This window comes from Xanthobacter oligotrophicus (assembly GCF_008364685.1).
GTDB classification, from domain to species: Bacteria; Pseudomonadota; Alphaproteobacteria; order Rhizobiales; family Xanthobacteraceae; genus Xanthobacter; species Xanthobacter oligotrophicus.
This window is the reverse complement of the sequence record NZ_VTTL01000007.1, coordinates 89,956-115,253: the sequence shown is the minus strand read 5'-3', so window position 1 is coordinate 115,253 and position 25,298 is coordinate 89,956. Positions and strand designations below refer to the sequence as shown.

Sequence of the window (25,298 nt, the reverse complement as noted above, 5' to 3'; positions counted from 1 at the left end):
GCGACGTGCGGCAAGCCGCCGCCCGGTAAGGCTTGACCTTGGAGGCCCCGGCGGGTGAGGTGGCGCAGGACCGCTTCCCGCCGGCCCGCCCCCTTCTTCGGACCCGTCCATTCCCGCGGACCGGTCCCATGCTGCGGACCCTCATGGCGAACGACCTCTCGCTGCGGATCGTGATCGTGGACGAAAGCCCCGTCCGCGCCGCCATTCTGGAGGAAGGCCTGAAGGAGGCCGGCTTCCACAACGTGCTGCGCATCACCGGGCGCACCAACCTGCTCGAGCGCATCTACGCCATCGACCCGGACGTGATCCTCATCGACCTCGAGGACCCCTCCCGCGACACCATCGAGCAGATGTTCCAGGTGAGCCGCGAGGTGAAGCGTCCCATCGCCATGTTCGTGGACCAGACCGACAGCAAGACCATCGAGGATGCCATCGAGGCCGGGGTCGCCTCCTATGTGGTGGACGGGCTGCGCAAGGACCGGGTGAAGCCGATCCTGGAGACCACCATCTCCCGCTTCCGCGCCTTCGCGAGGCTCAAGGCCGAGCTGGAGGAGGCGAAATCCCAGCTGGAGGAGCGCAAGGTGGTGGACCGCGCCAAGATGATCCTCATGAAGATGAAGGGCATCGACGAAGAAACCGCCTACGGCCTGCTGCGCCGCACCGCCATGAACGAGAAGAAGCGCATCGCCGACATCGCCCAGTCCATCATCACCGCCGCGGAGCTCCTGCGATGAGACGGCTCGCCATGGGGTTCATCCCCCTCACCGACGCGGCGGTGCTGATCGCCGCCGCCGAGCGCGGCTTCGCCATGGCGGAGGGCATCGAGATCGAGCTGCACCGGGAGGTGTCCTGGGCCAACATCCGCGACAAGGTGAATGTGGGCCTTTTGGACGGCGCCCACATGCTGGGGCCGCTGGCCATCGCCTCCTCGCTCGGCCTCGGCCATGTGCGGGTGCCGCTGGTGGTGCCGTTCGCGCTCAATCTCAACGGCAGCGCCATTACCATCGACAAGCACATCTACGCCGCCATGGGCGAGGTGGGGGAGGATCTCTCCACCGCCCTCGGCGCGGCGCAGGCGCTGGGCAAGGTGGTGCGCCAGCGCAAGGCCGAGGGCCGCGATCCGCTCACCTTCGCCTCGGTCTATGCCTTCTCCACCCACACCTATCTGCTGCGCCACTTCCTGAGCGGCGGCGGCATCGACCCGGACCGCGACGTGCGCTTCGTGGTGGTGCCGCCCCCCTACATGGCCGAGAGCCTGCGCGGCGGGCTCATCCACGGCTTCTGCGTGGGCTCGCCATGGAATTCGGTGGCGGTGGAGGCGGACGTCGGGCGCATCGCGGTGCTGGGTTCGGAAATCTTCGGCTGGGTCCCGGAAAAGGTGCTGGGGGTACACGCCCGCTTCGCCAATGCCGACCCCGAACTGCTGCACCGGCTGGTGCGCGCGCTCCACGCCGCCGCCCGCTGGTGCGAGGACGCGGCCAACCACGACGACCTCGCCCGGCTCCTGAGCGAGCCGCGCCATCTCAACCTGCCCGCCGACGTGCTGAAGCGCACCCTCGACGGGCGGCTGCATTCGGCGCCCGGCGGCCGGCTGCGCGCCCATCCCGACTATCTGGTGCTCAACCGCGACGGCGCCAACCGGCCCGAGCGCGAGCATGCCCTGTGGATGTATGCCCAGATCGTCTCTGCCGGCCAGGGCGAGTTCGCCGCCGACGCGGCGCGCGAAGCCATGAGCGTCTACCGGCCGGACATCTTCGATGAGGCCGTGGGCCCGGTGCCGGTGAAGCATCCGGAGCCTGATTGCGTGGCCACCCAGTTCGGCACCGTGTTCGATGCGCGGGCATTCCTGGGGGGCGGGAGCTAGGCGCGCAGGCAGGACCTTTAGCCTCGCTCAACCGTCATGCCCGGGCTTGTCCGCGAAGTCGGCTGTTGCCGACTTCGGTTCTCGTAGACCGGAACTCGGGAACACCCGAGTTCCGGGCATCCACGCCGAACCGCTTGGGACAGCTTGCGAAACCCCTTCCCGGCCTCCCCGCGTGGATGGCCGGGTCAAGCCCGGCCATGTCGGTCCTGGAACACTTAAAGACCTCTGCAAATAGTTTCGACGCGGCTCTCTGCGAGCCCACCGCAGCGCACAATTTGAATGCAAGTGCACCGCACCTATGCGCAACCACAGAGCAGGCATTTCCACTGCCTGAATTTTGACCACCTCATAAATAGTTCAATTTCAAATAGATAGCATTTTCGCCGACTTGGCCCACCGCTTGCATTGGTCATCCCCAAGCACGGTCAACGAAGATCGCGCCACCCATAACATTCGTCCCAATGACGGGACCCGCAGCAAAGCCGCTGACACCGATGGCCTCTGGGCCGGTCGTGATGTCCTGCGGCTTTTTTTGTTCCGGGTCCCCTCTGCGCCGTCCGCCGATCCAGAGGAACCAAGATGAGCGACGCTTCGAAGACCAAGTCTGCCGCGACGACCCAGTCTCCCGCTTCCGCCGAAGGCCTCTCCCGCCGTTCGCTGCTGAAGGGCTCGGCGGCCGCGCTGGGCACCGCCGCCCTGTTCGAGGCGGTGCGCATGGGCTTCCCCGGCGGCGTGCCCTCCGCTTATGCGGCCGCGCCGGAAACCACCAAGGCGATCCTGGGCTATATCGCCCTCATCGACGCCTCGCCTCTGGTCATCGCCAAGGAGAAGGGCTTCTTCGCCAAGCACGGCGTGCCGGACGTGGAAGTCAACAAGCAGGCCTCCTGGGGCGCCACCCGCGACAACCTGGTGCTCGGCGGCGAGAAGAACGGCATCGACGGCGCCCACATCCTCTCGCCCATGCCCTACCTGATCTCCGCCGGCAAGGTGACGCAGAACAACGTGCCGACCCCCATGGTCATCCTGGCGCGGCTCAATCTCGACGCGCAGGCCATCTCGGTCTCCAACGAATACAAGGACCTCAAGGTCACCACCGACGCCGCAGCGCTGAAGACAGCCTTCGCCAAGAAGAGGGCCGACGGCAAGGAAGTCAAAGTCGCCATGACCTTCCCCGGTGGCACCCACGATCTGTGGCTGCGCTACTGGCTGGCGAGCGCCGGCATCGACCCGGACAAGGACGTCTCCACCATCGTGGTGCCGCCGCCCCAGATGGTGGCCAACATGAAGGTGGGTACCATGGATGCCTTCTGCGTGGGCGAGCCGTGGAACGAGCAGCTGGTGAACCAGGGCATCGGCTTCACCGCCTGCACCACCGGCGAGATCTGGAAGAACCATCCCGAGAAGGCGCTCGGCATGCGCGCCGACTTCGTGGAGAAAAACCCCAACACCACCAAGGCCATCCTGATGGCGGTGATGGAAGCCCAGCAATGGTGCGACAAGATGGAGAACAAGCAGGAGCTGGCCGAGATCGTCGGCAAGCGCCAGTGGTTCAACGTTCCCGTCGCCGACATCATCGGCCGCCTGAAGGGCGACATCAATTACGGCAACGGCCGGGTTGAGAAGGGCACCGATCTCTACATGAAGTTCTGGAAGGACCATGCGTCCTATCCCTTCAAGAGCCACGATGCCTGGTTCATCACCGAGGACATCCGCTGGGGCAAGTTCGAGCCTTCCACGGATATCAACGCCCTCGTCAACAAGGTGAACCGCGAGGACATCTGGCGCGCGGCCGCCAAGGAGCTGGGCGTCGATGCCGCGGATATTCCCGCCGGCACCTCGCGCGGCAAGGAAACCTTCTTCGACGGCAAGGTCTTCGATCCCGCCGATCCGCAGGCCTACCTGAAAAGCCTCGGCATCAAGCGCGTCGAGGCCTGAGGACAAGCCCGACCAACCCTCTCCCGCATGCGGGAGAGGGTTGGCGACCCGAACACACGACACGCCCCGAACCGGAGCCTTGCCCCATGTCCGTCACCGCATTGAAAGAGCCGCCCAAAGAGGCCCGGCGCTCCGGGAGCGCCGCCGTGGTCCGTCTTGCCGCCCCTTCCGCAACGCGCCCCTCGCGCTTACCCGCCATCGCCCGCAATGTCGCCGTCACCGTCCTCCCGCCGCTGGTGATGGTGCTGCTGCTGGGCCTCCTGTGGGAGCTTCTGTGCTCCGGCCCCGGCGCCACCCTGCCGCCGCCGAGCCGCATCTGGGCGGATTCCAAGGACCTGATCCTCGATCCCTTCTTCGTCGCCGGCCCGCAGGATATCGGCCTCGGCTGGCGCGTGCTGGTTTCGCTCCAGCGGGTGGCGGTGGGCTTCGGCCTCGCGGCGGTGGTGGGCATCCTGCTCGGCGCGGTGATCGGCCAGTCGGTGTGGGCCATGCGCGGGCTCGATCCCATCTTCCAGGTGCTGCGCACGGTGCCGCCGCTGGCCTGGCTGCCCATCGCGCTCGCCGCCTTCCGCGACTCGAACCCCTCGGCCATCTTCGTGATCTTCATCACCGCCATCTGGCCGGTGATCATCAACACGGCAGTGGGCATCCGCAACATCCCGCAAGACTACCGCAACGTGGCGCTGGTGCTGCGGCTGAACCCCATCGAATTCTTCTGGAAGATCATGCTGCCGTCGGCGGCGCCCTACATCTTCACCGGCCTGCGCATCGGCATCGGCCTGTCGTGGCTCGCCATCGTGGCCGCTGAAATGCTCACCGGCGGCGTCGGCATCGGCTTCTTCATCTGGGATGCGTGGAACTCCTCCCGCCTGCCCGACATCATCGTGGCCCTCGTCTACATCGGCGTGGTCGGCTTCGTGCTCGACCGCCTCGTGGCCGGCGTCGGCTCCTTCGTCACCCGTGGCACCCAGGCATCCTGAGCCCTGCGTCCTGACCGCACTTTCGAGGAGCATTCCATGCCCGCCTATCTCGAGCTCAGCCAGATCGGAAAGAGCTTCACCCGCGGCGCCGCCACCACGGAGGTGCTGCGCGACGTCTCCCTCGACATCGCCAAGGGCGAATACATCTCCATCATCGGCCATTCCGGCTGCGGCAAGTCCACTTTGCTCAACATCGTCGCCGGCCTCACCCCGGTGACCACCGGCGGTGTCATCCTCGACGGCAAGGAGGTGAACGCTCCCGGACCGGACCGCGCGGTGGTGTTCCAGAACCATTCGCTGCTGCCCTGGCTCACCGTCTACGACAATGTGCGCCTCGCCGTGGACAAGGTGTTCTCCGGCACCCGCTCGCGGGCCGAGCGCCACGACTGGACCATCCACAACCTCGACCTGGTGCAGATGGGCCACGCCAAGGACAAGCGCCCCTCGGAAGTCTCCGGCGGCATGAAGCAGCGCGTGGGCATCGCCCGGGCGCTGGCCATGGAACCCAAGGTGCTGCTGCTGGACGAGCCCTTCGGCGCGCTGGACGCCCTCACCCGCGCCCACCTGCAGGACAGCGTCATGCAGATCCATGCGAGCCTCGGCAACACCATCCTCATGATCACCCACGACGTGGACGAGGCGGTGCTGCTCTCCGACCGCATCGTGATGATGACCAACGGCCCCTCCGCCCGCATCGGCGAAGTGCTGGAGGTCGGCCTGCCGCGTCCGCGCAAGCGGCTCGAGCTGGTCACCAACCCCACCTACCTCAAGGCCCGCGAGGCGGTGCTGAAGTTCCTCCACGAGCGCCACCGCTACGTGGAAGCCGCCTGATCCTTTTTCGGAGCGGGCCGGATGCGCCCGCTCCCTCCACCCCTTTTTCAAAGCCGGAGAGATTGCCATGACACCGACCCAGATTGACCTGGTCCAGGCCAGCTTCGCCAAGGTGGCGCCCATCGCCGATACGGCGGCGGGCCTGTTCTACGGCCGCCTGTTCGAGATCGCGCCGGAAGTGAAGCCCCTGTTCAAGGGCGACATGACCACCCAGGGCCAGAAGCTGATGGCCACCCTCGGCGTGGTGGTGGCCGGGCTGAAGGACCTGCCGCGCATCGTGCCCGCCGCGCAGAATCTCGCCCGCAAGCATGTGGGCTATGGCGTCAAGACCGAGCACTACGCCCCCGTGGGCGCCGCCCTGCTGTGGACGCTGGAGCAGGGACTTGGCGCCGATTTCACCCCCGAGGTGAAGACCGCCTGGGCGGACGCCTACGGCCTCCTCTCCTCCGTCATGATCGCCGCCGCCGAAGCCCCCGAGCCGGTGGCCTGAGGGCAAAGCCAGAGGACACGCACATGAGCGAGCCCCTCCTCATCATCGGCAACGGCATGGCAGCGGCGAAGCTCTGCGAGGAGCTGAGCCAGCGCGCGCTGGGCCGCTATGCCGTCGCGGTGATCGGGGCGGAGCCGCACCTCGCCTACAACCGGGTGCTGCTCTCCGAAGTGCTCGCCGGCCACATGACCGCCGCGGACGCGCAGATGAAGCCTGCCTCCTGGTGGCGCGATCGCGGCGTGACCCTGCAATACGGCACCCCCGCCGCCGCCATCGACCGCGCCCGGCGCGAAGTGGTGCTGGCGGACGGGCGGCGCCTGCCCTATGCGCGCCTCGTGCTCGCCACCGGCTCGCACCCCATCCGCCTGCCCCTGCCGGGGATGGACCTCAGTGGCGTCCACACCTTCCGCGACCTGAAGGATGTGGCGGCGCTGCTTGCCGCCGCCGCCGTGCCCGGCACGCGGGCGGTGGTGATCGGCGGCGGGCTCTTGGGCCTGGAAGCCGCCGTGGGCCTCGCCGGAGCGGGGGTGAAGACCAGCCTCGTCCATCTCATGGACCGGCTGATGGAGCGCCAGCTCGATCCCGCTGCCGCCGGCTTTCTGCGGCGGGCGGTGGAAGCCAAGGGCGTCGAGGTGCTGCTTCAGGCCGCCAGCGACGCCATCGAGGGCGATGAGCAAGGCCGCGTCACCGGCCTGAGACTCAAGGACGGGCGGGTGGTCGAGGCCGACCTGGTGGTGGTGGCCTGCGGCGTCATCCCCAATGCGGATCTTGCCCGCGCGGCGGGGCTGGAGGTGAAGCGCGGCATCGTGGTGGACGACACCCTTGCCACCTCCGATCCCGCCATCTGCGCCCTCGGCGAATGCGCCGAGCATCGCGGCATCGCCTATGGCCTCGTGGCGCCGGCCTATGAGCAGGCCCGCGTGCTCGCCCGGCGGCTGGCGGGGGAAGAGGCGCGCTACGACGGCTCGGTGGTAGCCACCAATCTGAAGGTTTCGGGCGTTCCCGTCTTCTCGGCGGGGGACGTCACCGGCGGGGAGGGCACGGAAGACATCGTGCTCACCGACCGGGGGCTTGGCGTTTATCGCCGGCTCATCGTGAAGGACGGCCTGCTCGCGGGCGCCGTGCTGTTCGGCGATACGGCGGACGGCCTGTTCTATCTCGACCTCATCACGAAACGCACCCCCATCACCGCCATGCGTGCCGATCTCGCCTTCGGGCGGGACGCCATCGCCGCAGCGGCCTGAGGAGAGACATCATGGGCGGCGATTTTTCCATCGACCAGAAACGCTATCTGGAAGGCTTCGTCTCCGGCGCCAAGGCCGTGCAGATCACCCGCGGCGCCGTGCCCGCGAGCGCGAGCGCGCCGGCGATTGCCGCCGAGCCCACCGGCCCGGACGCGGCGGGCCTGAAGGCCATGGCCCGCTTCGAGGCGCAGGGCAAGAAGCTCACGCCGGAAGAAAAGGGCAAGCGCGAAGAGCTGGGCCTTGATGCCTACCCCCGCATGAAGACGGCCGCGCACGAGGGCGTCTTCCCCAAGGGGCCGGACGTGTTCCGCTGGAAGTTCCACGGCCTGTTTCATGTGGCGCCGGCGCAGGACAGCTTCATGTGCCGCCTGCGCATTCCCAACGGCATCCTCACCCACTGGCAGTTTCGCGGCGTCGCCGACATCGCGGCCGCCCACGGCGGCAACTACAGCGACGTGACCACCCGGGCCAACCTGCAGATCCGCGAGATCCCGGCCACCGACGGCATCGCGGTGCTGGAGAGACTGGTGGATCTAGGCCTCACCGCCAAGGGCTCGGGGGCGGACAATATCCGCAACGTGACCGGCACCCCCACCGCCGGCATCGACACCCAGGAACTGCTCGACACCCGTCCGCTCGCCAAGGAGTGGCACCACTACATCCTCAACACGCGCGACATGTACGGCCTGCCGCGCAAGTTCAACGTGGCCTTTGACGGCGCCGGCACCATCGGCGCGCTGGAGGACACCAACGACATCGGCTTCCAGGCGGTGGAGGTGAAGGACGGCTTCGGCGTGGCGCCGGGCGTGTGGCTGCGCCTCGCGCTGGGCGGCATCACCGGCCACAAGGACTTTGCCCGCGACACCGGCATCGTGGTGCGCCCGGAGGAGGCAACCGAGGTGGCGGCCGCCATCGTGCGTGCCTTCATCGACACCGGCGACCGCACCGACCGCAAGAAGGCGCGCCTGAAATACGTGCTCGACGCCATGGGCTTCGACGGCTTCCTCGCGCTGGTGGAAAAGAAGCTCGGCCGCCCCTTCACCCGCCTGCCCGGCGAGGCCGTTGCGCCCCGCGCCGAGGCCGACCGCCTTGCCCATCTCGGCGTCCATGCCCAGAAGCAGCCGGGGTTGAACTATATCGGTGTCGGCCTGCCGGTGGGCCGCATGAGCGTGGAGCAGATGCACGGCCTCGCCGACATCGCCGCCCGCCTGGGCGACGGCGACATCCGCCTCACCGTCTGGCAGAATTTGCTGATCTCGGGCGTTGCCGACGCGGACGTGGCGCAGGCGTGCACCGCCATCGCGGCGCTGGGCCTTTCCACGCAGGCGACGCCGCTGCAGGCCGGCCTTGTGGCCTGCACCGGATCGAAGGGCTGCCGCTTCGCCGCCGCCGACACCAAGGGCACGGCCCGCGCCATCCTCGCCCACTGCGAGGAGCGCCTCGACCTCGACGGGCCGGTGAACATCCACGTCACCGGCTGCCACAATTCCTGCGCCCAGCATTATATCGGCGACATCGGCCTCATCGGCGCGCGGGTGGCCATCAATGACGATGGCGACACGGTGGACGGCTATCACCTGTTCGTCGGCGGCGGCTTCGGCGCGGATGCCGCCATCGCCCGCGAGCTTTATCGCGACGTGAAGGCGGAGGACGCCCCCATGGTGGTGGAGCGCCTGCTGAAGAGCTGGCTCGCCCATCGGCAGGCCGGCGAGGCCTTCGCCCCCTTCACCCGCCGCATGGACCCCGATGCGCTGAAGGCGCTGGCGGAGGGGGAGGCGGCATGAGCACCGCACCTGATCCGAATGGCCGCCAGGCGGCCTGACGCACGACTTCGCGCCGCAGGCGCGCCATCCGACACCGAGACCACAGCCATGAGCCTCCAGACCCGCATTCCCGTTGTGCCCGTCCTGCCCGACAGCGCGCCCTTCACCGGCGAGCAGCGGGCGTGGCTGAACGGCTTCTTCGCCGCCATCCTCTCGGCCGATCAGGTCAGCGCCCCCACCGCCCTCTCGGCGGGCGACGCGGCGGCGCTGATGCCCGACATGCCCGCCCCGGCGGTGGAGGCGGAGGACGATGGCGCACCCTGGCACGACCCCGCCATGCCGCTGTCCGAGCGCATGGCGCTGGCGGAGGGCAAGGCGCTGCCCCGGCGCATGATGGCGGCCATGGCCCAGCAGGATTGCGGCCAGTGCGGCTATGTCTGCGAGACCTACGCCAAGGCCCTGGCCGATGGCGCCGAAAGCAAGCTCAACCTCTGCGCCCCCGGCGGCAAGGAGACCCTGCGCATGCTGAAGCAGCTGGCCGAGGAAACCTCCGCCCCGGCCGCCAAGCCGGCCGCCGCCGCCCCCACCACTGTCTCCTACGCCCACGAGCCCCACGCCCCGGCACCGCTGGGCACCCGTGAAAATCCCGGCGAAGTCACCTTCCTCGGCCGCACGCGCCTCAACAAGGACGGCTCCGAGAAGGAGACGTGGCACATCGAATTCGATCTTGCCGGTTCGGGCATCGACTATGTGGCCGGCGACAGCTTCGGCGTGTTCCCGGTGAATAATCCGGACCTGGTGGCGGCGGTGCTCTCAGCGCTCCACGCTCCGCCGGACTTTCCCATCGCCGACAAGACGCTCGGCGAGGTGCTCTCCCGCGAGGTGTGCCTGAAATCGGCCCCCGACGCGCTGTTCACCCTCATCTCCTACATCACCGGCGGCGAGCGCAAGGCCAAGGCCCGCGCATTGGCTTCCGGCGAGGACCCGGACGGCGATGCCGCCACCCTCGACGTGCTGGCGGCGCTGGAGAAATTCCCCGGCATCCGGCCCGATCCGGAAGCTTTGGTGGAATGCCTGGAGCCGCTCCAGCCGCGCCTCTACTCCATCTCCTCCAGCCCCACGGCGACCCCCGGCAAGCTGACACTGACGGTGGACGCGGTGCGCTACGACCTGACCGGGCGCACCCGGCTCGGCGTCGCCTCCACCTTCCTCGGAGGGCGGATCGCGGCGGGCACGCGGATGAAGGCCTATATCCAGAAGGCCCACGGCTTCGCTTTGCCGGCCGACCTCTCCAAGGATGTGATCATGGTGGGGCCGGGCACCGGCATCGCCCCGTTCCGCTCCTTCCTGCACGAGCGCCTCGCCACCAAGGCGCCGGGCCGCAACTGGCTGTTCTTCGGCCACCAGAAGCGCGACACCGACTTCTTCTACGAGGACGAGCTGAGCGGCCTTCAGGCCTGCGGCACCCTCACCCGCCTCGACACCGCATGGTCGAGGGACGGCGCCGGCAAGGTCTATGTGCAGGACAAGATCCGCGCGGCGGGGCCGGAGCTATGGGCGTGGCTTCACGCCGGCGCGCACTTCTACATCTGCGGCGATGCCAAGCGCATGGCCAAGGACGTGGAAGCGGCCATGGTCGCCGTCGCGGTGGAGCATGGCGGCCTCTCGGCAGAGGCAGCAGCCCGCTTCGTGGCCGACCTGAAGACCGCCGGCCGCTACCAGGCCGACGTCTACTGACCCCGAACAGCCTCAGGCAGGATCGGCCCCCCATGAACGCGCCTCTCGCCTCGCCCCCGAGCGTGAAGACCACCTGCCCCTATTGCGGCGTCGGCTGCGGGGTGAAGGCGACGCCGGACGGCCTCGGCGGCGCGCTGGTGGAGGGCGATGCCGCCCATCCGGCCAATCTCGGCCGCCTGTGCTCCAAGGGCGCGGCGCTGGGGGAGACGGTGGGGCTCGACACCCGCCTGTTGCACCCGCTGGTGCGCGGGGCCGACGGAGCGCTCGCCCGCGCGTCGTGGGACACGGCACTGGACCGCATCGCGGACGGGCTGAAGACGGTGCGCGACGCCCACGGTCCGGGGGCCATCGCCTTCTACCTTTCCGGCCAGCTTCTGACCGAGGATTATTACGCCGCCAACAAGCTGGCCAAGGGCTTCCTCGGCACGTCCCACGTGGACACCAATTCGCGCCTGTGCATGTCGTCCTCCGTGGCCGGGCACAAGCGCGGCTTCGGCTCGGACACCGTGCCGGGGTCCTATGAGGACCTGGAGGCGGCGGACCTCATCGTGCTGGTGGGCTCCAACACCGCCTGGTGCCATCCGGTGCTGTTCCGCCGCATGGAGGCGGCCCGCAAGGCGCGGGGCACCAAATTCATCGTCATCGATCCCCGCCGCACCGAGACGGCGGCGGAAGCCGACCTGCACTTGCCGCTGGCCCAGGGCACCGACGCCCTGCTGTTTTCAGGCCTGCTCGCCCATCTGGCGCAAAGCCCGGCCTTCGATGCCGCTTACGTGCGCGACCACACCACCGGCTTCGACGCTGCGCTGGCCCACGCCCGCGCCGCGGCCCCCGACGCCGAGGCCACCGCCCGCGCCTGTGGCCTCGACGTGGAAGACGTGGCGCGCTTCTTCGCCCTGTTCGCGGACACCGCGCGCACCGTGACCTGCTATTCGCAGGGGGTGAACCAGTCGGTGGCGGGGACCGACAAGGTCAACGCCATCCTCAACTGCCATTTCGCCACCGGCCGCATGGGCCGCGAGGGCATGGGGCCGTTTTCGCTGACCGGCCAGCCCAATGCCATGGGCGGGCGCGAGGTGGGCGGGCTCGCCAACCAGCTTGCCGCCCACATGGGCTTCTCGCCGGAAGAGGTGGACCTTGTGCGCCGCTTCTGGGATGCGCCCCATATGGCCACCCGCGAGGGCCACAAGGCGGTGGACCTGTTCGCCGCCATCGGCCGGGGCGAGATCAAGGCCCTGTGGGTCATGGGCACCAATCCGGCCGTCAGCCTGCCCGAGGCAGACGGCGTGCGCGCGGCGCTCAAGGGCCTCGACCTGTTCGTTCTGTCGGAGAACGTCGCGGTCAACGACACCGCCCAATGTGCCCCCCATGTGATGCTGCCCGCCGCCGCCTGGGGCGAGAAGGACGGCACCGTGACCAATTCCGAGCGGCGCATCTCCCGCCAGCGGCCCTTCCTCGCCCCGCCCGGCGCGGTGAAGCCCAATTGGTGGGCGCTGGCGCAGGTGGCGCGCCGCCTCGGCTTCGGCCCGGCCTTCACCTGGCGCGGGCCGGCGGACATCTTCCGCGAGCATGCGGCGCTCTCCGGCTTCGAGAATGCCGGCACCCGCGATTTCGACATCTCCGCCTTCGCCGAGCTGTCGGACGCCGCCTATCAGGATTTCGCCCCGGTGCAGTGGCCGGCCCCGCGCGGACGGCCCGAAGGCACGCCACGGCTGTTCGCCGAGGGCGGCTATTTCACCGCCGACCGGCGCGGCCGCTTCGTGACGCCGGCCCCCGTCGCGGCGGCGCAGGCGAACGACGCCTTCCCCTTCCTGCTCAACACCGGCCGCATCCGCGACCAGTGGCACACCATGACCCGCACCGGCCTCTCCCCCCGGCTCGGCTCGCACATCCTGGCGCCCTTCGTCACCGTGCATCCGGACGATGCGGCGCCCCTCGGCCTCACCGAGGGAGCGCTGGCGCGGGTGGCGAGCGCCTCGGGCGCGGCGGTGCTGGAGGTTCGGATCGATGCCGGCCAGCGGCGCGGCACCCTGTTCGCGCCTATCCACTGGAGCGGGGCCACCTCCTCCCACGGCCGGGTCGGCCCGCTGGTGCACAGCGTATGCGACCCCTTCTCCGGCCAACCCGATGCGAAGGCGACACCCGCAACCCTCGCGCCCTATGCGGCGCCGTTCGAGGGCTTCGTGCTGTCGCGGCGCAAGCTTGCCATGCCGCAGGGCCTGTGGTGGGCGCGGGCGGCGCTGGAGGGCGGCTTCGGCTGGCGCATGGCCGGCAGCCTCGGCCCGGACGACTGGGCGCAGTGGGTGAAGGCGGAAGGCCCCGCCGACGTGGCCGAGCTGGTGGACGCCCCCTCCGGCCTCTACCGCGCCGCCGCCTTCGACGGGGACGGGCGGCTGGATTTCGCGGTGTTCGTGGGCATTGCGGGCCGGCGCGTGGCCTGGGATGCGCTGAAGGGCCTGCTGGCGGAAGGCACCGTCTCCACCGCCGACCGGCGCACCCTGCTGGCGGGCCGGCGGGCGGGAGCGGCCGCCGCATGTGGGCCGCTGGTGTGCGCCTGCTTCGGCGTGCCGCGCGACGCCATCATCGGCGCCATCCGCGCCGGCGCGCACGATGCGGCGCTGGTGGGGGAAAAGCTCAAGGCCGGCACGAATTGCGGCTCGTGCCTGCCCGAGATCCGCCGCCTCCTGGCGGAGACGACGGTACCGGCCTGAGGGGCGGACAGCGCCCGCCCCGGGAAGGGAAGCCTCAGCCTTCCTTGCCTTCGGCCTTGGCGCGCTCGATGCCTTCGAGAATGAGCTTGTGCGCTTCGGCGGCATCGCCCCAGCGCAGGATCTTCACCCACTTGTTGGGCTCCAGATCCTTGTAGTGCTCGAAGAAGTGCTCGATCTGCTTGAGCGTGATGTCCGGCAGGTCGGAATGGTTGGTGACCCGGTCGTAGCGCTTGGTGAGCTTGGACGAGGGCACGGCGATGATCTTCTCATCGACGCCGGCCTCGTCCTCCATCAGCAGCACGCCCACGGGGCGCACGCTGATCACCGCGCCGGCGATGATGGCGCGGGTATTCGCCACCAGAACGTCGCAGGGATCGCCGTCGCCGGAAAGAGTGTGGGGAATGAAGCCGTAGTTTCCGGGATACCGCATGGCGGTATAAAGGAAGCGATCGACGAAGAGCGTGCCGGCAGCCTTGTCGAGTTCGTACTTGATAGGCTCGCCGCCGATGGGCACCTCGATCACCACGTTGACATCGTGGGGCGGGTTCTTGCCGATCGGGATCGCATCGATGCGCATGATACACTCGCTGGATAGCTACGGTCCACGCGGGCGGTTGCCCGCGCGGAGGTTACCGCTGCCAAGCGAAGGCGATCTTGTCCAGCGTTTTCGAGCCGAACTGCTCCGTCGAGGATGCGACCGGTTGCCCCCCTAAGGCCCGATAAAAGCCCACCGCATTCTCGTTCTCGGCCAGCGCCCAAACCACCATTCCGTCGAGCCGGGCAAGACTTAGGTCCCGGCGGGCGGCCGAAAACAGCCGCTGGCCGAAACCGAGGCCCTGATACAAAGGTTGTAGGTAGATCTCATAGATCTCGCCGCCATAGGGCAGGCTCTTGGCGCGGTTGCCACCGTAATTCACATAGCCGGCAAGATCATCGCCCACCAGCAGTACGGAGAGCCGGCTACCGCGCCGGATCGCGGCGTCCCACCAGCGCGGACCGCGCCGCTCCACCATGCGCTCAAGTTCCACGCCGGGGATGAGGCCCCGATAGGCGGTGCGCCAAGCCGCATCGTGCACCTGCGCGATCGCCTTGGCGTCGGCCGGCTTGGCCCTGCGGATTTCGATGAGGCCCGTGCTCATGACGTGATGGAAGCATTCCCCGCGCCCGGCTTCAAGGGGCAATGGCGCGCAGGAGCGCCATACCGCCCGGCGGCCAGTGCATGGCGGGGGGAGGGGCGGGCTTGATTGCCGAGGCCCCCTCCTGCCCAAGCCGCCGCGCCTCCCTCTCTCGCTTGCGGGGGAGGGGTGGGGAGGGGTGGGGAGGGGGCAAAAGCGCCGGGACAAGACACCGGAGGGCGGGTCAGGTGGAGAGAGCCCGCCCCCACCCTGCCCTCCCCCGCACGCGGGAGAGGGTTCGCACCGCGAGGAATGACAAGGCTCCCCCGCACGCGAGAGAGGGCGGCACGTCTCCACCCCGTCACCCTCCGGCTCGACCGGAGGGTCCATCTCGCCGCTTTGCCACCCCCGCCGTGTTGTCACGGGCGGGCCATGGGCCGTCTGGTCAGGCCGGACGGCGACGGCGCTCTCTCGCCCTATGACGATGCCCCCACCCCACCCCCGCACCGAGGGGCGTGCAATCTCCCGCGATCCCGCCTAAATGGGATCGGCCGGGCGCTATGCCCGCAGATTGAAGGGAGCCAGGCGCCCACCCATGATCCGCTTCCTGTTCCGCTTCATCGGATTCTGGCTTGTGGCCGGCGGCTTTGTCGCCCTCATCGTGGACGGTACGCGCTCCATCGCGGCCTCCGCCTTGGTGTTCACCTCCACCGGCGATGCCTGGTTCGCGCTGTCGCCGGGCACGCTGGAACAGGCGGAACGCTCCGGCCGTGCCGGCCTGCCGTTCATCTGGAACAGCGCCATCCTGCCGCTTCTGTCCCTGCCGGCCTTCCTGCTGCTGGTGGTGGTGGGGCTGATCCTGCTCGGCCTCGGCCGGGTGCGCGAGCGCTCGCGCTTCGAGGTCTCGCGGTAGGGCCGGCTTGGCCAGCCGGGCGGTGGGGATCGAATCAGGCGCAAGGGCAGAGGGCGCCCCCTCGCGGAAACGGCGGGGACATCCCATATTGGGGATCAGGCCCGGCCGACGCCGGCGCCTCCCTTCAAGCCCCATCCGCGCGCGACGGGTCCGATGCCCGGCGCGGCGCCCCCGCGAGGAGCCCCGCCATGTTCTGGCTGAAGAAATCCCTCGACCTGCCCACCAAGGCCGATGCCCTGCCCGGCCGCAGCACGCCGGTACCCACCGCCGAGACCCATTTCGTCAACGGCCACGCCCTCAAGGGCCCCTACCCCGCCGGATTCGAAACCGCCGTGTTCGCCCTCGGCTGCTTCTGGGGCGCCGAGCGCAAGTTCTGGCAGACGCCCGGCGTGTGGGCCACCGCGGTGGGCTATGTGGCCGGCATCACCGAGAACCCGACTTACGAGGAAGTGTGCTCCGGCCGCACCGGACACACCGAGGCGGTGCTGGTGGTCTATGATCCCAAGGCCGTGACCTATGACGAGCTGGTGCGGCTGTTCTTCGAATCCCACGATCCCACCCAGGGCATGCGCCAGGGCAATGACGTGGGCACCCAGTACCGCTCCGGCATCTATGTGACCAATGCTGGCCAGCGGGTGGCGGCGGAGGCGGCGAAGGCTGCCTATGAGCCGGCGCTGAAGACCAAGGGCTTTGCCGCCATCACCACCGAGATCGCCGAGCTGGGACCCTTCTATTTCGCGGAGGGCTACCACCAGCAGTATCTGGCGAAGAACCCCGCCGGCTATTGCGGCCTCGGCGGCACCGGCGTCTCCTGCCCCATCGGCACCGGGGTGGCGGCCCAATAGCTGCCCCGGTCGTGCGGAAGCACATTTTTCAGGCAGGGCGCGGCGCAGGCTGCGCCCTGCTTCGTTTCGGCGCCCTGTTGCAAAGGCGGGCGCCGCGCGGTTCATTGGCCCTCCCCTTGATCGTGCCCAGGCTCGCCCCTCCTTGCCCGCTGCTCCCTCCCGCACCCTTCTGGCCCGTGGCCGCGCCCTCGCGCTCGGCCCGCGCACCCTCGTCATGGGCATCCTGAACGTGACGCCCGATTCCTTCTCCGACGGCGGCGCCAGCGCCGCGCCGGAGAGCGCCCTCGCCAATGCCCGGCGGCTGGTGACCGAGGGCGCGGACCTGCTGGACGTGGGCGGCGAATCGACGCGGCCGGGCCACACCCCGGTGGAGGCGGAGGACGAATGGGCACGCCTCGCCCCGGTGCTCGCGCCGCTGGCCGCCGAAACCGGCGTGCCCATCTCGGTGGACACCTACAAGGCCTCGGTCGCCCGGCGGGCGCTGGAGGCGGGGGCGGTGATCGTCAACGACGTGTGGGGCTTTTCCCGCGACCCCGACATGGCGAAAGTGGTGGCGGAATACGACGCCGCCGCGATCATCATGCACAACCGAACCGAAGTCGACGAAACCCTCGATATCGTCGCCGATATGCTGGTCTTCTTCGAGAAAGCTCTCGATACGGCCGACAAGGCCGGCGTGAAGCGCGAGCGCCTGGTGCTCGACCCCGGCATCGGCTTCGGCAAGAGCTTCCCGCAGAACCTCTCCGCCATCCGCAGGCTTGAAGAGCTGCGCGTGCTGGGCCTGCCGATCCTGCTCGGCGCCTCGCGCAAGTCCTTGATCGGAAAGGTGATCGAGACCGTGCCGGCGGAACGCCTGCCGGGCACCATCGCCTCCAACGTCATCGCCATCATGGCCGGGGTGGAGATCATCCGGGTGCACGACGTTGCCGCCCATGTGCAGGCGGCGCGCGTCGCCGAGGCCATCCGGGACGCCTCGTGACCAACCGCACCGCCTACCTGTGCCTGGGCTCCAACGTGGGCGACCGGGCCTTGACCATGGGGTTGGCGCTGGGTGTGCTGGCTCGCGCCGGACTCACCATCGGCGCCCGCTCCTCGTTGTATGAGACGCCGCCCTGGGGACCGATCCCGCAGGGGCCGTACCTCAACCAGGTGGTTGAAATTCAAAGCCCGGTGCCGCCCCGCAGCCTGCTGTTCCTGGCCCTTTCGGTGGAGCGGATGCTGGGGCGCGACCGGCCCCACGAGGTGCGCTTCGGGCCGCGCCGCATCGACATCGACATCCTGTTGTTCGCAAACGAAAATATCGCCGAGCCGGACCTGGAGATTCCCCATCCCCGGCTGCTGGAGCGCGCCTTCGCGCTGGTGCCTTTGACGGAGATCGCGCCTGACATCGTGGTCGCCGGCGTGCGCGCGGCCGATGCGCTGGCGCCGCTCGACCGCAGCGGCATCGTGAAGGTCGCAGCCACCTGAAAACGCAAAGAAAAAGCCCCGCGCCAGGTGGCGCGGGGCGGTTTGGAAAGGTCCGCGATCACATGGTGCGGATGTTGGTGGACCAGGTATCCACCTGGCGCTTCACCTCATCCTTGGCATAGCCGTAGCGCTCCTGCAGCTTGCCTTCGAGGATCTCGCGGTTGCCGTTGATTTCGGTCATGTCGTCGTCAGTGAGCTTGCCCCACTGCGCCTTGAGATTGCCGGTCATCTGCTTCCAGTTGCCTTCAATGCGATCCCAGTTCATGCGTTCGTCCTCCATGTGAGTGGAATTATGCTGGAAGAACGTTCACGCTGACACACAGGTTCCGGATTAAAACTGCTGCGGAACGGGGGAACCAAACATGACGGCACGGCACGAGGACGACGAGAAGCTTGCGCAGGGCGTCGCCAAAGGTGAGCGGGCGGCGCTGGCGCGGGCCATCACCCTCGTCGAATCGCGCCGCACCGATCATCGCCGGCGGGCGCAGGTGCTGCTGCAATCCCTGCTGCCGCGGACCGGAGGTGCCTTCCGGGTCGGCATCACCGGGGTGCCGGGGGTGGGCAAGTCCACCACCATCGACGCGCTTGGAACCTATCTGACCCAGCAGGGCCACAAGGTGGCGGTGCTGGCGGTGGACCCCTCCTCCACCCGCACCGGCGGCTCCATCCTGGGCGACAAGACCCGCATGTCCCGCCTCGCGGTGGATCCCAACGCCTTCATCCGCCCCTCGCCCTCCAGCGGCACCCTCGGTGGCATCGCCGCCAAGACGCGGGAAACCATGCTGCTGTGCGAGGCCGCCGGCTTCGACGTGGTGCTGGTGGAGACGGTAGGCGTCGGCCAGTCCGAGACCGCAGTGGCCGATCTCACCGACACCTTCCTCGTGCTGATGCTGCCGGGGGCCGGCGACGAATTGCAGGGCATCAAGAAGGGCGTGCTGGAGCTGGCCGACATCGTGGCCGTGAACAAGGCGGACGGCGACAACGTCACCCGCGCGCGCGCCGCGGCCGGCGAATATCGCACCGCGCTCCACCTGCTCGGCGCCCGCCTGCCCCACTGGTCGCCGCCGGTGCTGACCTATTCCGCGCTCACCGGAGCCGGCATCCCCGAGGTCTGGGAGCAGGTGCGGCTGCATCGCACCAAGTGCGAGGCGGCGGGCACCTTCGCCGCCACCCGCCGGGCCCAGCAGGTGCGCTGGATGTGGACCCTGCTCAACGAACGTCTCGCCGAAAGGGTCACCCACGACCCGGCGGTAAAGGCTCGCCTGCCCGCGCTGGAGCAGGAGGTGGCCGCCGGAACGCTAGCCCCGGCGCTGGCGGCGGCGGAGATCGCCGGCCTCATCGGATTGTGAGGCTACGCCGTGGCGCGCCCGCTCCGCATTCTGGTGACGGCGTTCGGGCCGTTCCCGGGCGTGCCGGCGAACCCGTCGCAGCGCACGGCCATGGACCTGCTGCGGCTGAAGCGCCCGGTCCTGTCCGGCGTCGATATAACGCTCGAGATCCTGCCCACGCGCTGGGATGTGCTGCCACGCATCGACGCGCTGATGACGCAACAGCCGTTCGATGCCGTGCTGCTGCTGGGCGTCGCCGCCCGGCGCCGGCGCGTCTGCCTTGAAACCCGCGCGGTGAATGCGGCCCGCGCGTTTCCGGATGCGGCCGGCCGGCATCCGCCGGGGCGGCGCCTCTCGCCCCATGGGCTTGATGCCATTGCCTCCACGGCCCCGGCGCTGGCGTGGGTGACGGCCCTGCGGCGGGCAGGCATCCCAGCCTGCGCCTCCCGCGACGCCGGCCGCTATCTGTGCAACGCCGCCTATTTCCACGCGCTCGCGGCCGCCCATGGGCGGGTGCGAGGAACGGGCGCCGCGCCGCCGGTGCTCTTCATTCACCTGCCGGGACGCTCGGGTGTTCCGCGCGGCACCGCCCGCGCCGGCCTTGCCCGCGCGCTTTCCGGCCTGCTCGTCGCGCTCGCTGCGGAAGCGCGGCGGCGGAATGCCAACGGTCCCGGCCCGGAGGGGAGAGGGTCTCGCGCCAGAGTCTTTTCGAGCGAAGTGGGTACCGGTTCACGTGAAGAAAACGCGTCAAAACAAGAGTCTAGAGCGATTGCCGTGAGCCAGGGCAAGCGGAAAACGCTCTAGCCCCACCTGACCGGGAAAGACGCCGTCAGGCGCGCTGGACCTCGATGCGGTCGCGTCCGCGCTTCTTGGCCCGGTACAGGGCCTCGTCCGCATGCCGCATGGCCGAGGCGATATCCACCTCGCACGCCGACTTCACCGCGCAGATGCCCATGCTCACCGTGAGCCGGCTGAGATCGGGATGCACCTGGGCCCACGGCTCCACGCGCACCGAACGGCGGATGCCCTGGCCGATGGCGAGCGCTTCCTCGGCCGTGGCATTGGGCAGGAGGATGGCAAATTCCTCGCCGCCGTGGCGGGCGGCGAGGTCATCGGCGCGGGTCACGGAGCTGCGCACCGCGTCGGCGACGCGCCGCAGGCACTCGTCGCCGGCGGCGTGGCCGAACCGGTCGTTGATGGCCTTGAAGTGGTCGAGATCGATGATGACCACCGCCACCGGCGTGCCGGCCACCGAGCATGCGTGCCAGGCGGCGGAGATCGCCTTTTCGAACCCCCGCCGGTTGGCAAGGCCGGTGAGCACATCGGTGGCGGCGATGGCGGACAGCTCCGCCAGGGCCCGCTCCAGCGCGGCCTGCTGGCGCTTCAGCTCGGTGATGTCGGAGTGGGTGAAATAGCCGATGCCGGAGGCCGTGCGCCGGGCAATGACACGGCGCCAGCGCCCACCCGGCAGTTCCACCTCGAACGGCGCACCGGCGAAATGCAGGCTGTCCTGCACGAAGCCGTCGGACCAGCGCTCGGGCTGATCGACCTTGGCCCAGGCGTCCCGCACCACGTCCTGGAGCGTAGCGCCGATCACGGAGTGGCCTTCGGGAACATCATAGAGGATGCGGAACTCGTCATTGGTGGCGATGATGCGGTCGTTCTGGTCGAGCACCATGGCGCCGTCGGCGATGTGGTCGAGCAGGTCGATGGGAAAGACGTCCCAGCTGCCGGGACGCATCTGCTGCGGCTCCTCGTGCAGGTGCTGCCAGATGCGGATGCGCAGCCCCTCAGGCGTTGGCAGGGAGGCGACGCGCAGGCGGCGGCCGAGATGAATGAAGACGAAGGGGCGCGATTGCGCGCGATGGCGGGCAATGCCCTCCTCTACATAGCGCTCGAGGTGCCGGCGCTCCTCGCCATCCAGCCGGCCGTCATAGAAGCGGCGCAGGTTCTCGCAGTAGGGCTCGCCGCGATGCACATGGCCCGCATGCTCGGGAAAAAAGCGCAGGAAGCTGTCGTTCCACACCAGTGTGCGATCGTCCGCATCGAACAGGCACAATGCGATGTCGATGGAATCGAGCAGAACGCCCATGAAACCGTACGTCTTTATATTTGGCACCCGACCCGCCCTGTTGGTCGCCTCACGATCCCAAGCCCCCCGAACCGAACCTACGGGAAGGGCGTTCCCGCCAAGGTACTATGGTGACCTGCACGCGCAACCCGCCGATTGACTGCACGTGCATTTGCCTGATGGGGCCGCTTCAGCTTTCATCCGTCAAACTCCAGCCGTATAGGCACGGACGCCGCGCGCCAGCGAAAGTTCCCCCGTGACCATCTACCTGCCCATCGCCGAGCTTCCGATCGCCATCTTCACCGTCTTCGCAATGGGGCTGGCGGTGGGGTTCATCTCCGGAATGTTCGGGGTCGGCGGTGGCTTCCTGATGACGCCGCTGCTCATCTTCACCGGCGTGCCGCCGGCCGTGGCGGTGGCGAGCGTGTCGCCCTACATGGCGGCCTCCTCCTTTTCCGGCGCCCTCTCCTACTGGCGCAAGGGCATGATGGACCTGACGCTCGCCGGCGTGCTGCTGACCGGGGGCCTGGCCGGAACAGCAGCCGGCGTGCTGCTGTTCCTGTGGCTGCGGGTGATCGGCCAGGTGGACCTCGCCATCCGCATTTCCTATGCGCTGCTGCTGGGCGCCATCGGCTCGCTCATGCTGGTGGAGAGCCTGAAAGCCCTGGCGCGGATGCGGGCCGGCCTGCCGCCCACGGTGCGCCGTCCCGGCACCCGGGCCTGGTTCATGCGGCTGCCGCTGAAGATGCGCTTCCGCCGCTCGCGCATCTATGTCTCGGCGCTGCCGGTGATCGGCATCGGCTTCATCATCGGCCTCCTGGGCGCGGTGCTCGGCGTGGGCGGCGGCTTCATCCTGGTGCCCGCGCTCATCTATCTGCTGCGGGTGCCGACCCAGACATCGGTGGGAACCTCGCTGGTGCTCACCCTCGTGACCATGGCGGCGGCGACCGTGCTCCATGCCGAGGCCAACGGCACCGTGGATGCGGTGCTCGCCTTCGTGCTGATGATCGGCGGCACCATGGGCGCCCAGTTCGGCGCTCGCACCGGACAGACCCTGAAGGCGGAACACCTGCGCCTCCTCCTCGGCATCCTGGTCCTGTCGGTGGCGGTGCGCGTCGCCATCGACCTCGTCAGCCGGCCGGCCGACACCTTCGCCGTCACCCAGGAGGCGCAGCCGTGAGGGAAAGGGTGGGTGCAGCCGTGAGGACCCTGCGGATCGGCTCGGCGCTCCTCGCCCTGATGATCGCGCTTGCGGCGATGCCGGCGCGGGCCGACCGGCTGGTGGTGTCCGTCTCCCAGCCCCAGGTGCGCATCACCTCGAGCTTCACCGGTGCGGAACTGGTGGTTTTCGGCGTCGCCGAAACGCAGGAGCAGGACGACGGCCCCATCGACGTGGTGGTGACGGTGCGCGGCCCCGGCGAACGCTTCACCACCTGGCGCAAGTCCCGCGTGCTCGGGCTGTGGGTCAATTCGGACCGCCGCACCTTCGTGGAGGCGCCGGCGTTCCTTGCCGTCCTCTCCAACCGCCCCACCGACCAGATGGCCAGCCCGGAAACCCTGCGGGTGGAGCAGATCGGCCTCAACTACAACATCCTGGTCCAGAAGGTGGGGCCGGACTTCGCCGACGTGGTGCCGAGCGACCCGTTCCGCACCGCCTTCCTGCGCATCCAGGCGACCCAGGGGGTCTATCGCGAAGATCCCGGCGGCGTGGCATTCCTCGCGCCGCGGGTGTTTCGCGCGGAGGTGAGCATTCCAGGCACCGCGCCCCTGGGGCGTTACACGGTAGCGGTCAAGGTTTTCCGAAACGGATCCCTTTCCGCGACAGAACTTTCCAGCTTCGATGTGAACAAGACGGGTTTTGAGCAAAAGATCGCAGAATTCTCCCAGAGGGACGGTTGGTTGTACGGTCTCGTGGTTGCGTTTGGCAGTCTCGTGGTGGGCTTTATGGGCAACCTGCTGTTCCGGCGGGACTGAAGACCGCACAGGAATGCGGGAACGTACCCGGCGCTACAACCATTCATTTAGCGCGATACGCGGACGCGGTTACCGACAGCGTGCTTTGTTGCCCGCCATCTCACTTTTTTCTTGAAACTGCTTTTTTCCGCGGTCACACAAGAGTGAGCGTCACATCACGAATGAGCTACCTCCAACCCTTTGGGCAGGGCGGGCTGATCCGATGTGACTTCTAACCATCAAGCTTCGGGTGCCAAGCCCTGACCGGCGCCCGTTGGGGACGGGGTGGCGCTTCATGCGCCGCCCCGGAACCCCGCCACCCCGGAACCCCGCCGCCGCGACTCGCTCCGCAGGCGCCACCCGCCGGGCATCACGCCCCGCCACCCAAGGCCTTCTGCGCCGAAAGTCGTCCCTCGTTCCGGCGCATCCCTGCATGCGGCAACTTCCCTCCTCGTGCCGTTCCGCTTAGACACGACAGGACAGGGCCGGCCGGGTCTCTGTCGCCGGCCACAAGCCGGGCAAGCCAAGACAGGTTCGAGCAACACAGCTTCGAGAAAGCCTGGGGGGAGGAAAGCGTGGCTGGCAGCATCGCCATTTCCGTCGAGGGCGGCATCGCCCGCCTCGTGCTGACCAATCCGGAACGGCGCAACGCCATTTCCAGCACCATGTGGCGAGGCCTGATCGCGTTCGCGCAGGATGCTGCCCATCGCAGCGATATCCGAGTTGCGGTGCTGCGCGGCGAGGGCGACCTCGCCTTTTCCGGTGGCGCCGACATCTCGGATTTCGACACCGCCCGCTCCGATGCCTCCGGCGCGCAGAGCTATGACGACCTGGTGGAGCAGGCCTGCTCTGCCATCGAGGGCCTCGCCTGTCCCACCATCGCGCTGGTGAAGGGTGCGTGCGTGGGGGCCGGCGCGGCGCTGGCGGCGAGCTGCGACATGCGGATCGCCGCGGACGACGCCTTCTTCGCCATTCCCGCCGCCCGGCTCGGCCTCGGATATGATCCGCGCGGCATGGCGCGAGCGCTGCGGGTGTTCGGCAGCCAGGGGGCGCGGCACCTGTTCTTCACCGCCGAGCGGCTGACGGCGGCGCGGGCGCATGCCATCGGCGCCGTGGATGTGCTGATCCCGGCCGCCGAGGCGGAAGCCACCGCCGAACGCACGCTCCAGCGCATCGCGGAGAATGCGCCACTGACCTTGAAGGCCGCCAAGCTCGCCATCCGCGCCGCCGAGACCGGCTCGCAGGCACTGCTGGGCGAAGCCCGCCGCGCCACCGGTGCGGCCAATGCCAGCGCCGATTATCGCGAAGGCCGCCTCGCCTTCGCGGAAAAGCGCGCGCCGCGCTTCTCCGGAAGCTGAGGGCGGGTGCCCGGAAGCGGGCGCCTGACCTGTCCCGGCAGGCCCTTGGGACGCGGGCCTTCCGGCCAGGTCCTTCGAGCACCGTCCTTCCGGCTATTTGCCCTGGGCCTTCAGGCGCTTGTTGCAGGCGCTCCAGAACTGGGGCCACTTCTGGCCGGCGGGCACCTTCCCGGCCTCTTTTGCGGCGCGCCACTCGGCGCCACAGGCCGTCTGCCGCTGGTGCGCGGCGGTCTGGCCGGGGGTGGCCGGCTTGGGCGTGGCCGGCTTCGTGGCCGTGGGCGCCGCAGGGGTGGTGGCCGGTGCGACCGGCGCCGGCTTTGCGGCCGGGGCGGTCTGGGTCGGCGGCGTTGCCGCGGCCTGGGCGAGGGCGGCGGATGTAGCGGGAACCGTTGCGGCAAGGGCAACGCAGAAGAACGCGATGCGCAAGGACATTGCGCGGCCTCCAGAGGTGCTGCGCCGGGACGCGCAGTCTGTTCGACGTGAAGTCGGAATCGGCTTCACCTTGAAGATGTAGCACGCCGTGCGCGGCGGAATAGCGGCTTCGTTGTCAAACCCGCGGCAACACGTTGGACAGAAGCGCAGGGCGCGGCTATATGGTCCGCCGCCGCGTTGGGGCGTAGCCAAGTGGTAAGGCAGGGGATTTTGATTCCCCCATTCCCTGGTTCGAATCCAGGCGCCCCAGCCACTTTCAAG

General features: G+C 68.9%; 24 protein-coding genes and 1 tRNA gene. 20 read left to right on the top strand and 5 right to left on the bottom strand.

Translation table 11 applies throughout. The features are described from left to right. The first annotated feature begins 143 nt into the window (after positions 1-143). From FZ033_RS13060 to FZ033_RS13015, 10 genes are all read left to right on the top strand, one after another. Positions 144-734, top strand: a complete 591-nt coding sequence (locus tag FZ033_RS13060) for an ANTAR domain-containing response regulator (RefSeq protein WP_149576729.1) — start codon at positions 144-146, stop codon at positions 732-734. Further along, positions 731-1,864 (top strand): CmpA/NrtA family ABC transporter substrate-binding protein, encoded by a 1,134-nt coding sequence (locus FZ033_RS13055; protein WP_149576567.1) that lies wholly within the window; start codon positions 731-733, stop codon positions 1,862-1,864. Before FZ033_RS13060 ends, FZ033_RS13055 begins: the two co-directional genes overlap by 4 nt. A gap of 579 nt (positions 1,865-2,443) precedes the next feature. Continuing rightward, complete coding sequence (locus FZ033_RS13050) at positions 2,444-3,799, top strand: CmpA/NrtA family ABC transporter substrate-binding protein (RefSeq protein WP_188079469.1); 1,356 nt, start codon at positions 2,444-2,446, stop codon at positions 3,797-3,799. 86 nt (positions 3,800-3,885) lie between these two features. Beyond that, positions 3,886-4,779, top strand: coding sequence for a nitrate ABC transporter permease (gene ntrB / locus FZ033_RS13045; RefSeq protein ID WP_149576566.1), 894 nt, complete (start codon positions 3,886-3,888; stop codon positions 4,777-4,779). A gap of 36 nt (positions 4,780-4,815) precedes the next feature. After that, on the top strand, positions 4,816-5,610 hold the full coding sequence (locus FZ033_RS13040; RefSeq protein ID WP_149576565.1) for an ABC transporter ATP-binding protein: 795 nt from the start codon (positions 4,816-4,818) through the stop codon (positions 5,608-5,610). A gap of 67 nt (positions 5,611-5,677) precedes the next feature. Next, positions 5,678-6,100 (top strand): globin family protein, encoded by a 423-nt coding sequence (locus FZ033_RS13035; protein ID WP_149576564.1) that lies wholly within the window; start codon positions 5,678-5,680, stop codon positions 6,098-6,100. Positions 6,101-6,123: 23 nt separating this feature from the next. Further along, positions 6,124-7,344: an NAD(P)/FAD-dependent oxidoreductase gene (locus FZ033_RS13030; protein ID WP_149576563.1), complete on the top strand. Its 1,221-nt coding sequence runs from the start codon at positions 6,124-6,126 to the stop codon at positions 7,342-7,344. 11 nt (positions 7,345-7,355) lie between these two features. After that, a complete protein-coding gene (locus FZ033_RS13025; protein ID WP_149576562.1) occupies positions 7,356-9,128 on the top strand; it encodes a NirA family protein in 1,773 nt (590 codons plus the stop codon). A gap of 87 nt (positions 9,129-9,215) precedes the next feature. Continuing rightward, entirely contained in the window at positions 9,216-10,844 is a 1,629-nt protein-coding gene (locus FZ033_RS13020) for a sulfite reductase subunit alpha (RefSeq protein WP_149576561.1), read from the top strand. A gap of 32 nt (positions 10,845-10,876) precedes the next feature. Further along, complete coding sequence (locus tag FZ033_RS13015) at positions 10,877-13,555, top strand: nitrate reductase (protein WP_149576560.1); 2,679 nt, start codon at positions 10,877-10,879, stop codon at positions 13,553-13,555. Positions 13,556-13,589: 34 nt separating this feature from the next. Here the strand turns inward: FZ033_RS13015 and ppa are convergent, their stop codons facing one another. Together ppa and FZ033_RS13005 are read right to left on the bottom strand one after the other, a co-directional pair. After that, the gene (ppa, locus tag FZ033_RS13010) at positions 13,590-14,132 is read right to left on the bottom strand and encodes an inorganic diphosphatase (protein ID WP_149576559.1); all 543 of its coding nucleotides are present in this window, start codon (positions 14,130-14,132) and stop codon (positions 13,590-13,592) included. Positions 14,133-14,184: 52 nt separating this feature from the next. Beyond that, the gene (locus FZ033_RS13005) at positions 14,185-14,694 is read right to left on the bottom strand and encodes a GNAT family N-acetyltransferase (RefSeq protein ID WP_149576558.1); all 510 of its coding nucleotides are present in this window, start codon (positions 14,692-14,694) and stop codon (positions 14,185-14,187) included. Between the two features lie 571 nt (positions 14,695-15,265). Between FZ033_RS13005 and FZ033_RS13000 the strand changes: the two genes are divergently transcribed. The 4 genes from FZ033_RS13000 (at position 15,266) to folK (ending at position 17,895) form a co-directional block, all read left to right on the top strand. After that, complete coding sequence (locus FZ033_RS13000; RefSeq protein WP_149576557.1) at positions 15,266-15,583, top strand: hypothetical protein; 318 nt, start codon at positions 15,266-15,268, stop codon at positions 15,581-15,583. 188 nt (positions 15,584-15,771) lie between these two features. After that, positions 15,772-16,428, top strand: a complete 657-nt coding sequence (gene msrA / locus FZ033_RS12995) for a peptide-methionine (S)-S-oxide reductase MsrA (protein ID WP_149576556.1) — start codon at positions 15,772-15,774, stop codon at positions 16,426-16,428. A 142-nt stretch (positions 16,429-16,570) separates the two neighbouring features. Beyond that, entirely contained in the window at positions 16,571-17,407 is an 837-nt protein-coding gene (gene folP / locus FZ033_RS12990) for a dihydropteroate synthase (RefSeq protein ID WP_408068484.1), read from the top strand. Then, a complete protein-coding gene (folK, locus tag FZ033_RS12985) occupies positions 17,404-17,895 on the top strand; it encodes a 2-amino-4-hydroxy-6-hydroxymethyldihydropteridine diphosphokinase (protein WP_149576555.1) in 492 nt (163 codons plus the stop codon). Before folP ends, folK begins: the two co-directional genes overlap by 4 nt. 58 nt (positions 17,896-17,953) lie before the next feature. Here the strand turns inward: folK and FZ033_RS12980 are convergent, their stop codons facing one another. Continuing rightward, a complete protein-coding gene (locus tag FZ033_RS12980; RefSeq protein WP_012114510.1) occupies positions 17,954-18,160 on the bottom strand; it encodes a CsbD family protein in 207 nt (68 codons plus the stop codon). Positions 18,161-18,257: 97 nt separating this feature from the next. Here FZ033_RS12980 and meaB point away from each other — a divergent pair, with 97 nt between their 5' ends. After that, a complete protein-coding gene (gene meaB / locus FZ033_RS12975) occupies positions 18,258-19,244 on the top strand; it encodes a methylmalonyl Co-A mutase-associated GTPase MeaB (RefSeq protein ID WP_149576554.1) in 987 nt (328 codons plus the stop codon). Between the two features lie 9 nt (positions 19,245-19,253). After that, positions 19,254-20,027 carry a pyroglutamyl-peptidase I family protein gene (locus FZ033_RS12970; RefSeq protein ID WP_149576553.1) on the top strand — a complete coding sequence of 258 codons (774 nt, stop codon included), beginning with the start codon at positions 19,254-19,256 and terminating at the stop codon, positions 20,025-20,027. A 25-nt stretch (positions 20,028-20,052) separates the two neighbouring features. Here FZ033_RS12970 and FZ033_RS12965 read toward each other — a convergent pair whose 3' ends face one another. Next, positions 20,053-21,315 carry a GGDEF domain-containing protein gene (locus FZ033_RS12965; RefSeq protein ID WP_149576552.1) on the bottom strand — a complete coding sequence of 421 codons (1,263 nt, stop codon included), beginning with the start codon at positions 21,313-21,315 and terminating at the stop codon, positions 20,053-20,055. A 235-nt stretch (positions 21,316-21,550) separates the two neighbouring features. Here FZ033_RS12965 and FZ033_RS12960 point away from each other — a divergent pair, with 235 nt between their 5' ends. From FZ033_RS12960 to FZ033_RS12950, 3 genes are all read left to right on the top strand, one after another. Further along, positions 21,551-22,474, top strand: coding sequence for a sulfite exporter TauE/SafE family protein (locus FZ033_RS12960; RefSeq protein ID WP_149576551.1), 924 nt, complete (start codon positions 21,551-21,553; stop codon positions 22,472-22,474). Beyond that, the gene (locus FZ033_RS12955; protein WP_149576550.1) at positions 22,471-23,268 is read left to right on the top strand and encodes a TIGR02186 family protein; all 798 of its coding nucleotides are present in this window, start codon (positions 22,471-22,473) and stop codon (positions 23,266-23,268) included. Before FZ033_RS12960 ends, FZ033_RS12955 begins: the two co-directional genes overlap by 4 nt. 554 nt (positions 23,269-23,822) lie before the next feature. Further along, entirely contained in the window at positions 23,823-24,605 is a 783-nt protein-coding gene (locus tag FZ033_RS12950) for an enoyl-CoA hydratase-related protein (RefSeq protein WP_149576549.1), read from the top strand. A gap of 93 nt (positions 24,606-24,698) precedes the next feature. Here the strand turns inward: FZ033_RS12950 and FZ033_RS12945 are convergent, their stop codons facing one another. Then, positions 24,699-25,037: a hypothetical protein gene (locus FZ033_RS12945; protein ID WP_149576548.1), complete on the bottom strand. Its 339-nt coding sequence runs from the start codon at positions 25,035-25,037 to the stop codon at positions 24,699-24,701. Positions 25,038-25,215: 178 nt separating this feature from the next. Between FZ033_RS12945 and FZ033_RS12940 the strand changes: the two genes are divergently transcribed. Further along, positions 25,216-25,290 (top strand) — tRNA-Gln (locus tag FZ033_RS12940). Positions 25,291-25,298 lie beyond the last annotated feature (8 nt).

Coding starts and splice junctions, on each gene's coding strand:
- FZ033_RS13025 (WP_149576562.1), top strand. CDS start 7,356: ATGGGCGGCGATTTTTCCATCGACCAGAAACGCTATCTGGAAGGCTTC.
- FZ033_RS13000 (WP_149576557.1), top strand. CDS start 15,266: ATGATCCGCTTCCTGTTCCGCTTCATCGGATTCTGGCTTGTGGCCGGC.
- FZ033_RS13005 (WP_149576558.1), bottom strand. CDS start 14,694: ATGAGCACGGGCCTCATCGAAATCCGCAGGGCCAAGCCGGCCGACGCC.
- FZ033_RS13030 (WP_149576563.1), top strand. CDS start 6,124: ATGAGCGAGCCCCTCCTCATCATCGGCAACGGCATGGCAGCGGCGAAG.
- FZ033_RS13060 (WP_149576729.1), top strand. CDS start 144: ATGGCGAACGACCTCTCGCTGCGGATCGTGATCGTGGACGAAAGCCCC.
- FZ033_RS13020 (WP_149576561.1), top strand. CDS start 9,216: ATGAGCCTCCAGACCCGCATTCCCGTTGTGCCCGTCCTGCCCGACAGC.
- FZ033_RS13050 (WP_188079469.1), top strand. CDS start 2,444: ATGAGCGACGCTTCGAAGACCAAGTCTGCCGCGACGACCCAGTCTCCC.
- FZ033_RS12980 (WP_012114510.1), bottom strand. CDS start 18,160: ATGAACTGGGATCGCATTGAAGGCAACTGGAAGCAGATGACCGGCAAT.
- msrA (WP_149576556.1), top strand. CDS start 15,772: ATGTTCTGGCTGAAGAAATCCCTCGACCTGCCCACCAAGGCCGATGCC.
- ppa (WP_149576559.1), bottom strand. CDS start 14,132: ATGCGCATCGATGCGATCCCGATCGGCAAGAACCCGCCCCACGATGTC.
- FZ033_RS13055 (WP_149576567.1), top strand. CDS start 731: ATGAGACGGCTCGCCATGGGGTTCATCCCCCTCACCGACGCGGCGGTG.
- ntrB (WP_149576566.1), top strand. CDS start 3,886: ATGTCCGTCACCGCATTGAAAGAGCCGCCCAAAGAGGCCCGGCGCTCC.
- FZ033_RS12965 (WP_149576552.1), bottom strand. CDS start 21,315: ATGGGCGTTCTGCTCGATTCCATCGACATCGCATTGTGCCTGTTCGAT.
- FZ033_RS13015 (WP_149576560.1), top strand. CDS start 10,877: ATGAACGCGCCTCTCGCCTCGCCCCCGAGCGTGAAGACCACCTGCCCC.
- meaB (WP_149576554.1), top strand. CDS start 18,258: ATGACGGCACGGCACGAGGACGACGAGAAGCTTGCGCAGGGCGTCGCC.
- FZ033_RS13035 (WP_149576564.1), top strand. CDS start 5,678: ATGACACCGACCCAGATTGACCTGGTCCAGGCCAGCTTCGCCAAGGTG.
- FZ033_RS12945 (WP_149576548.1), bottom strand. CDS start 25,037: ATGTCCTTGCGCATCGCGTTCTTCTGCGTTGCCCTTGCCGCAACGGTT.
- FZ033_RS13040 (WP_149576565.1), top strand. CDS start 4,816: ATGCCCGCCTATCTCGAGCTCAGCCAGATCGGAAAGAGCTTCACCCGC.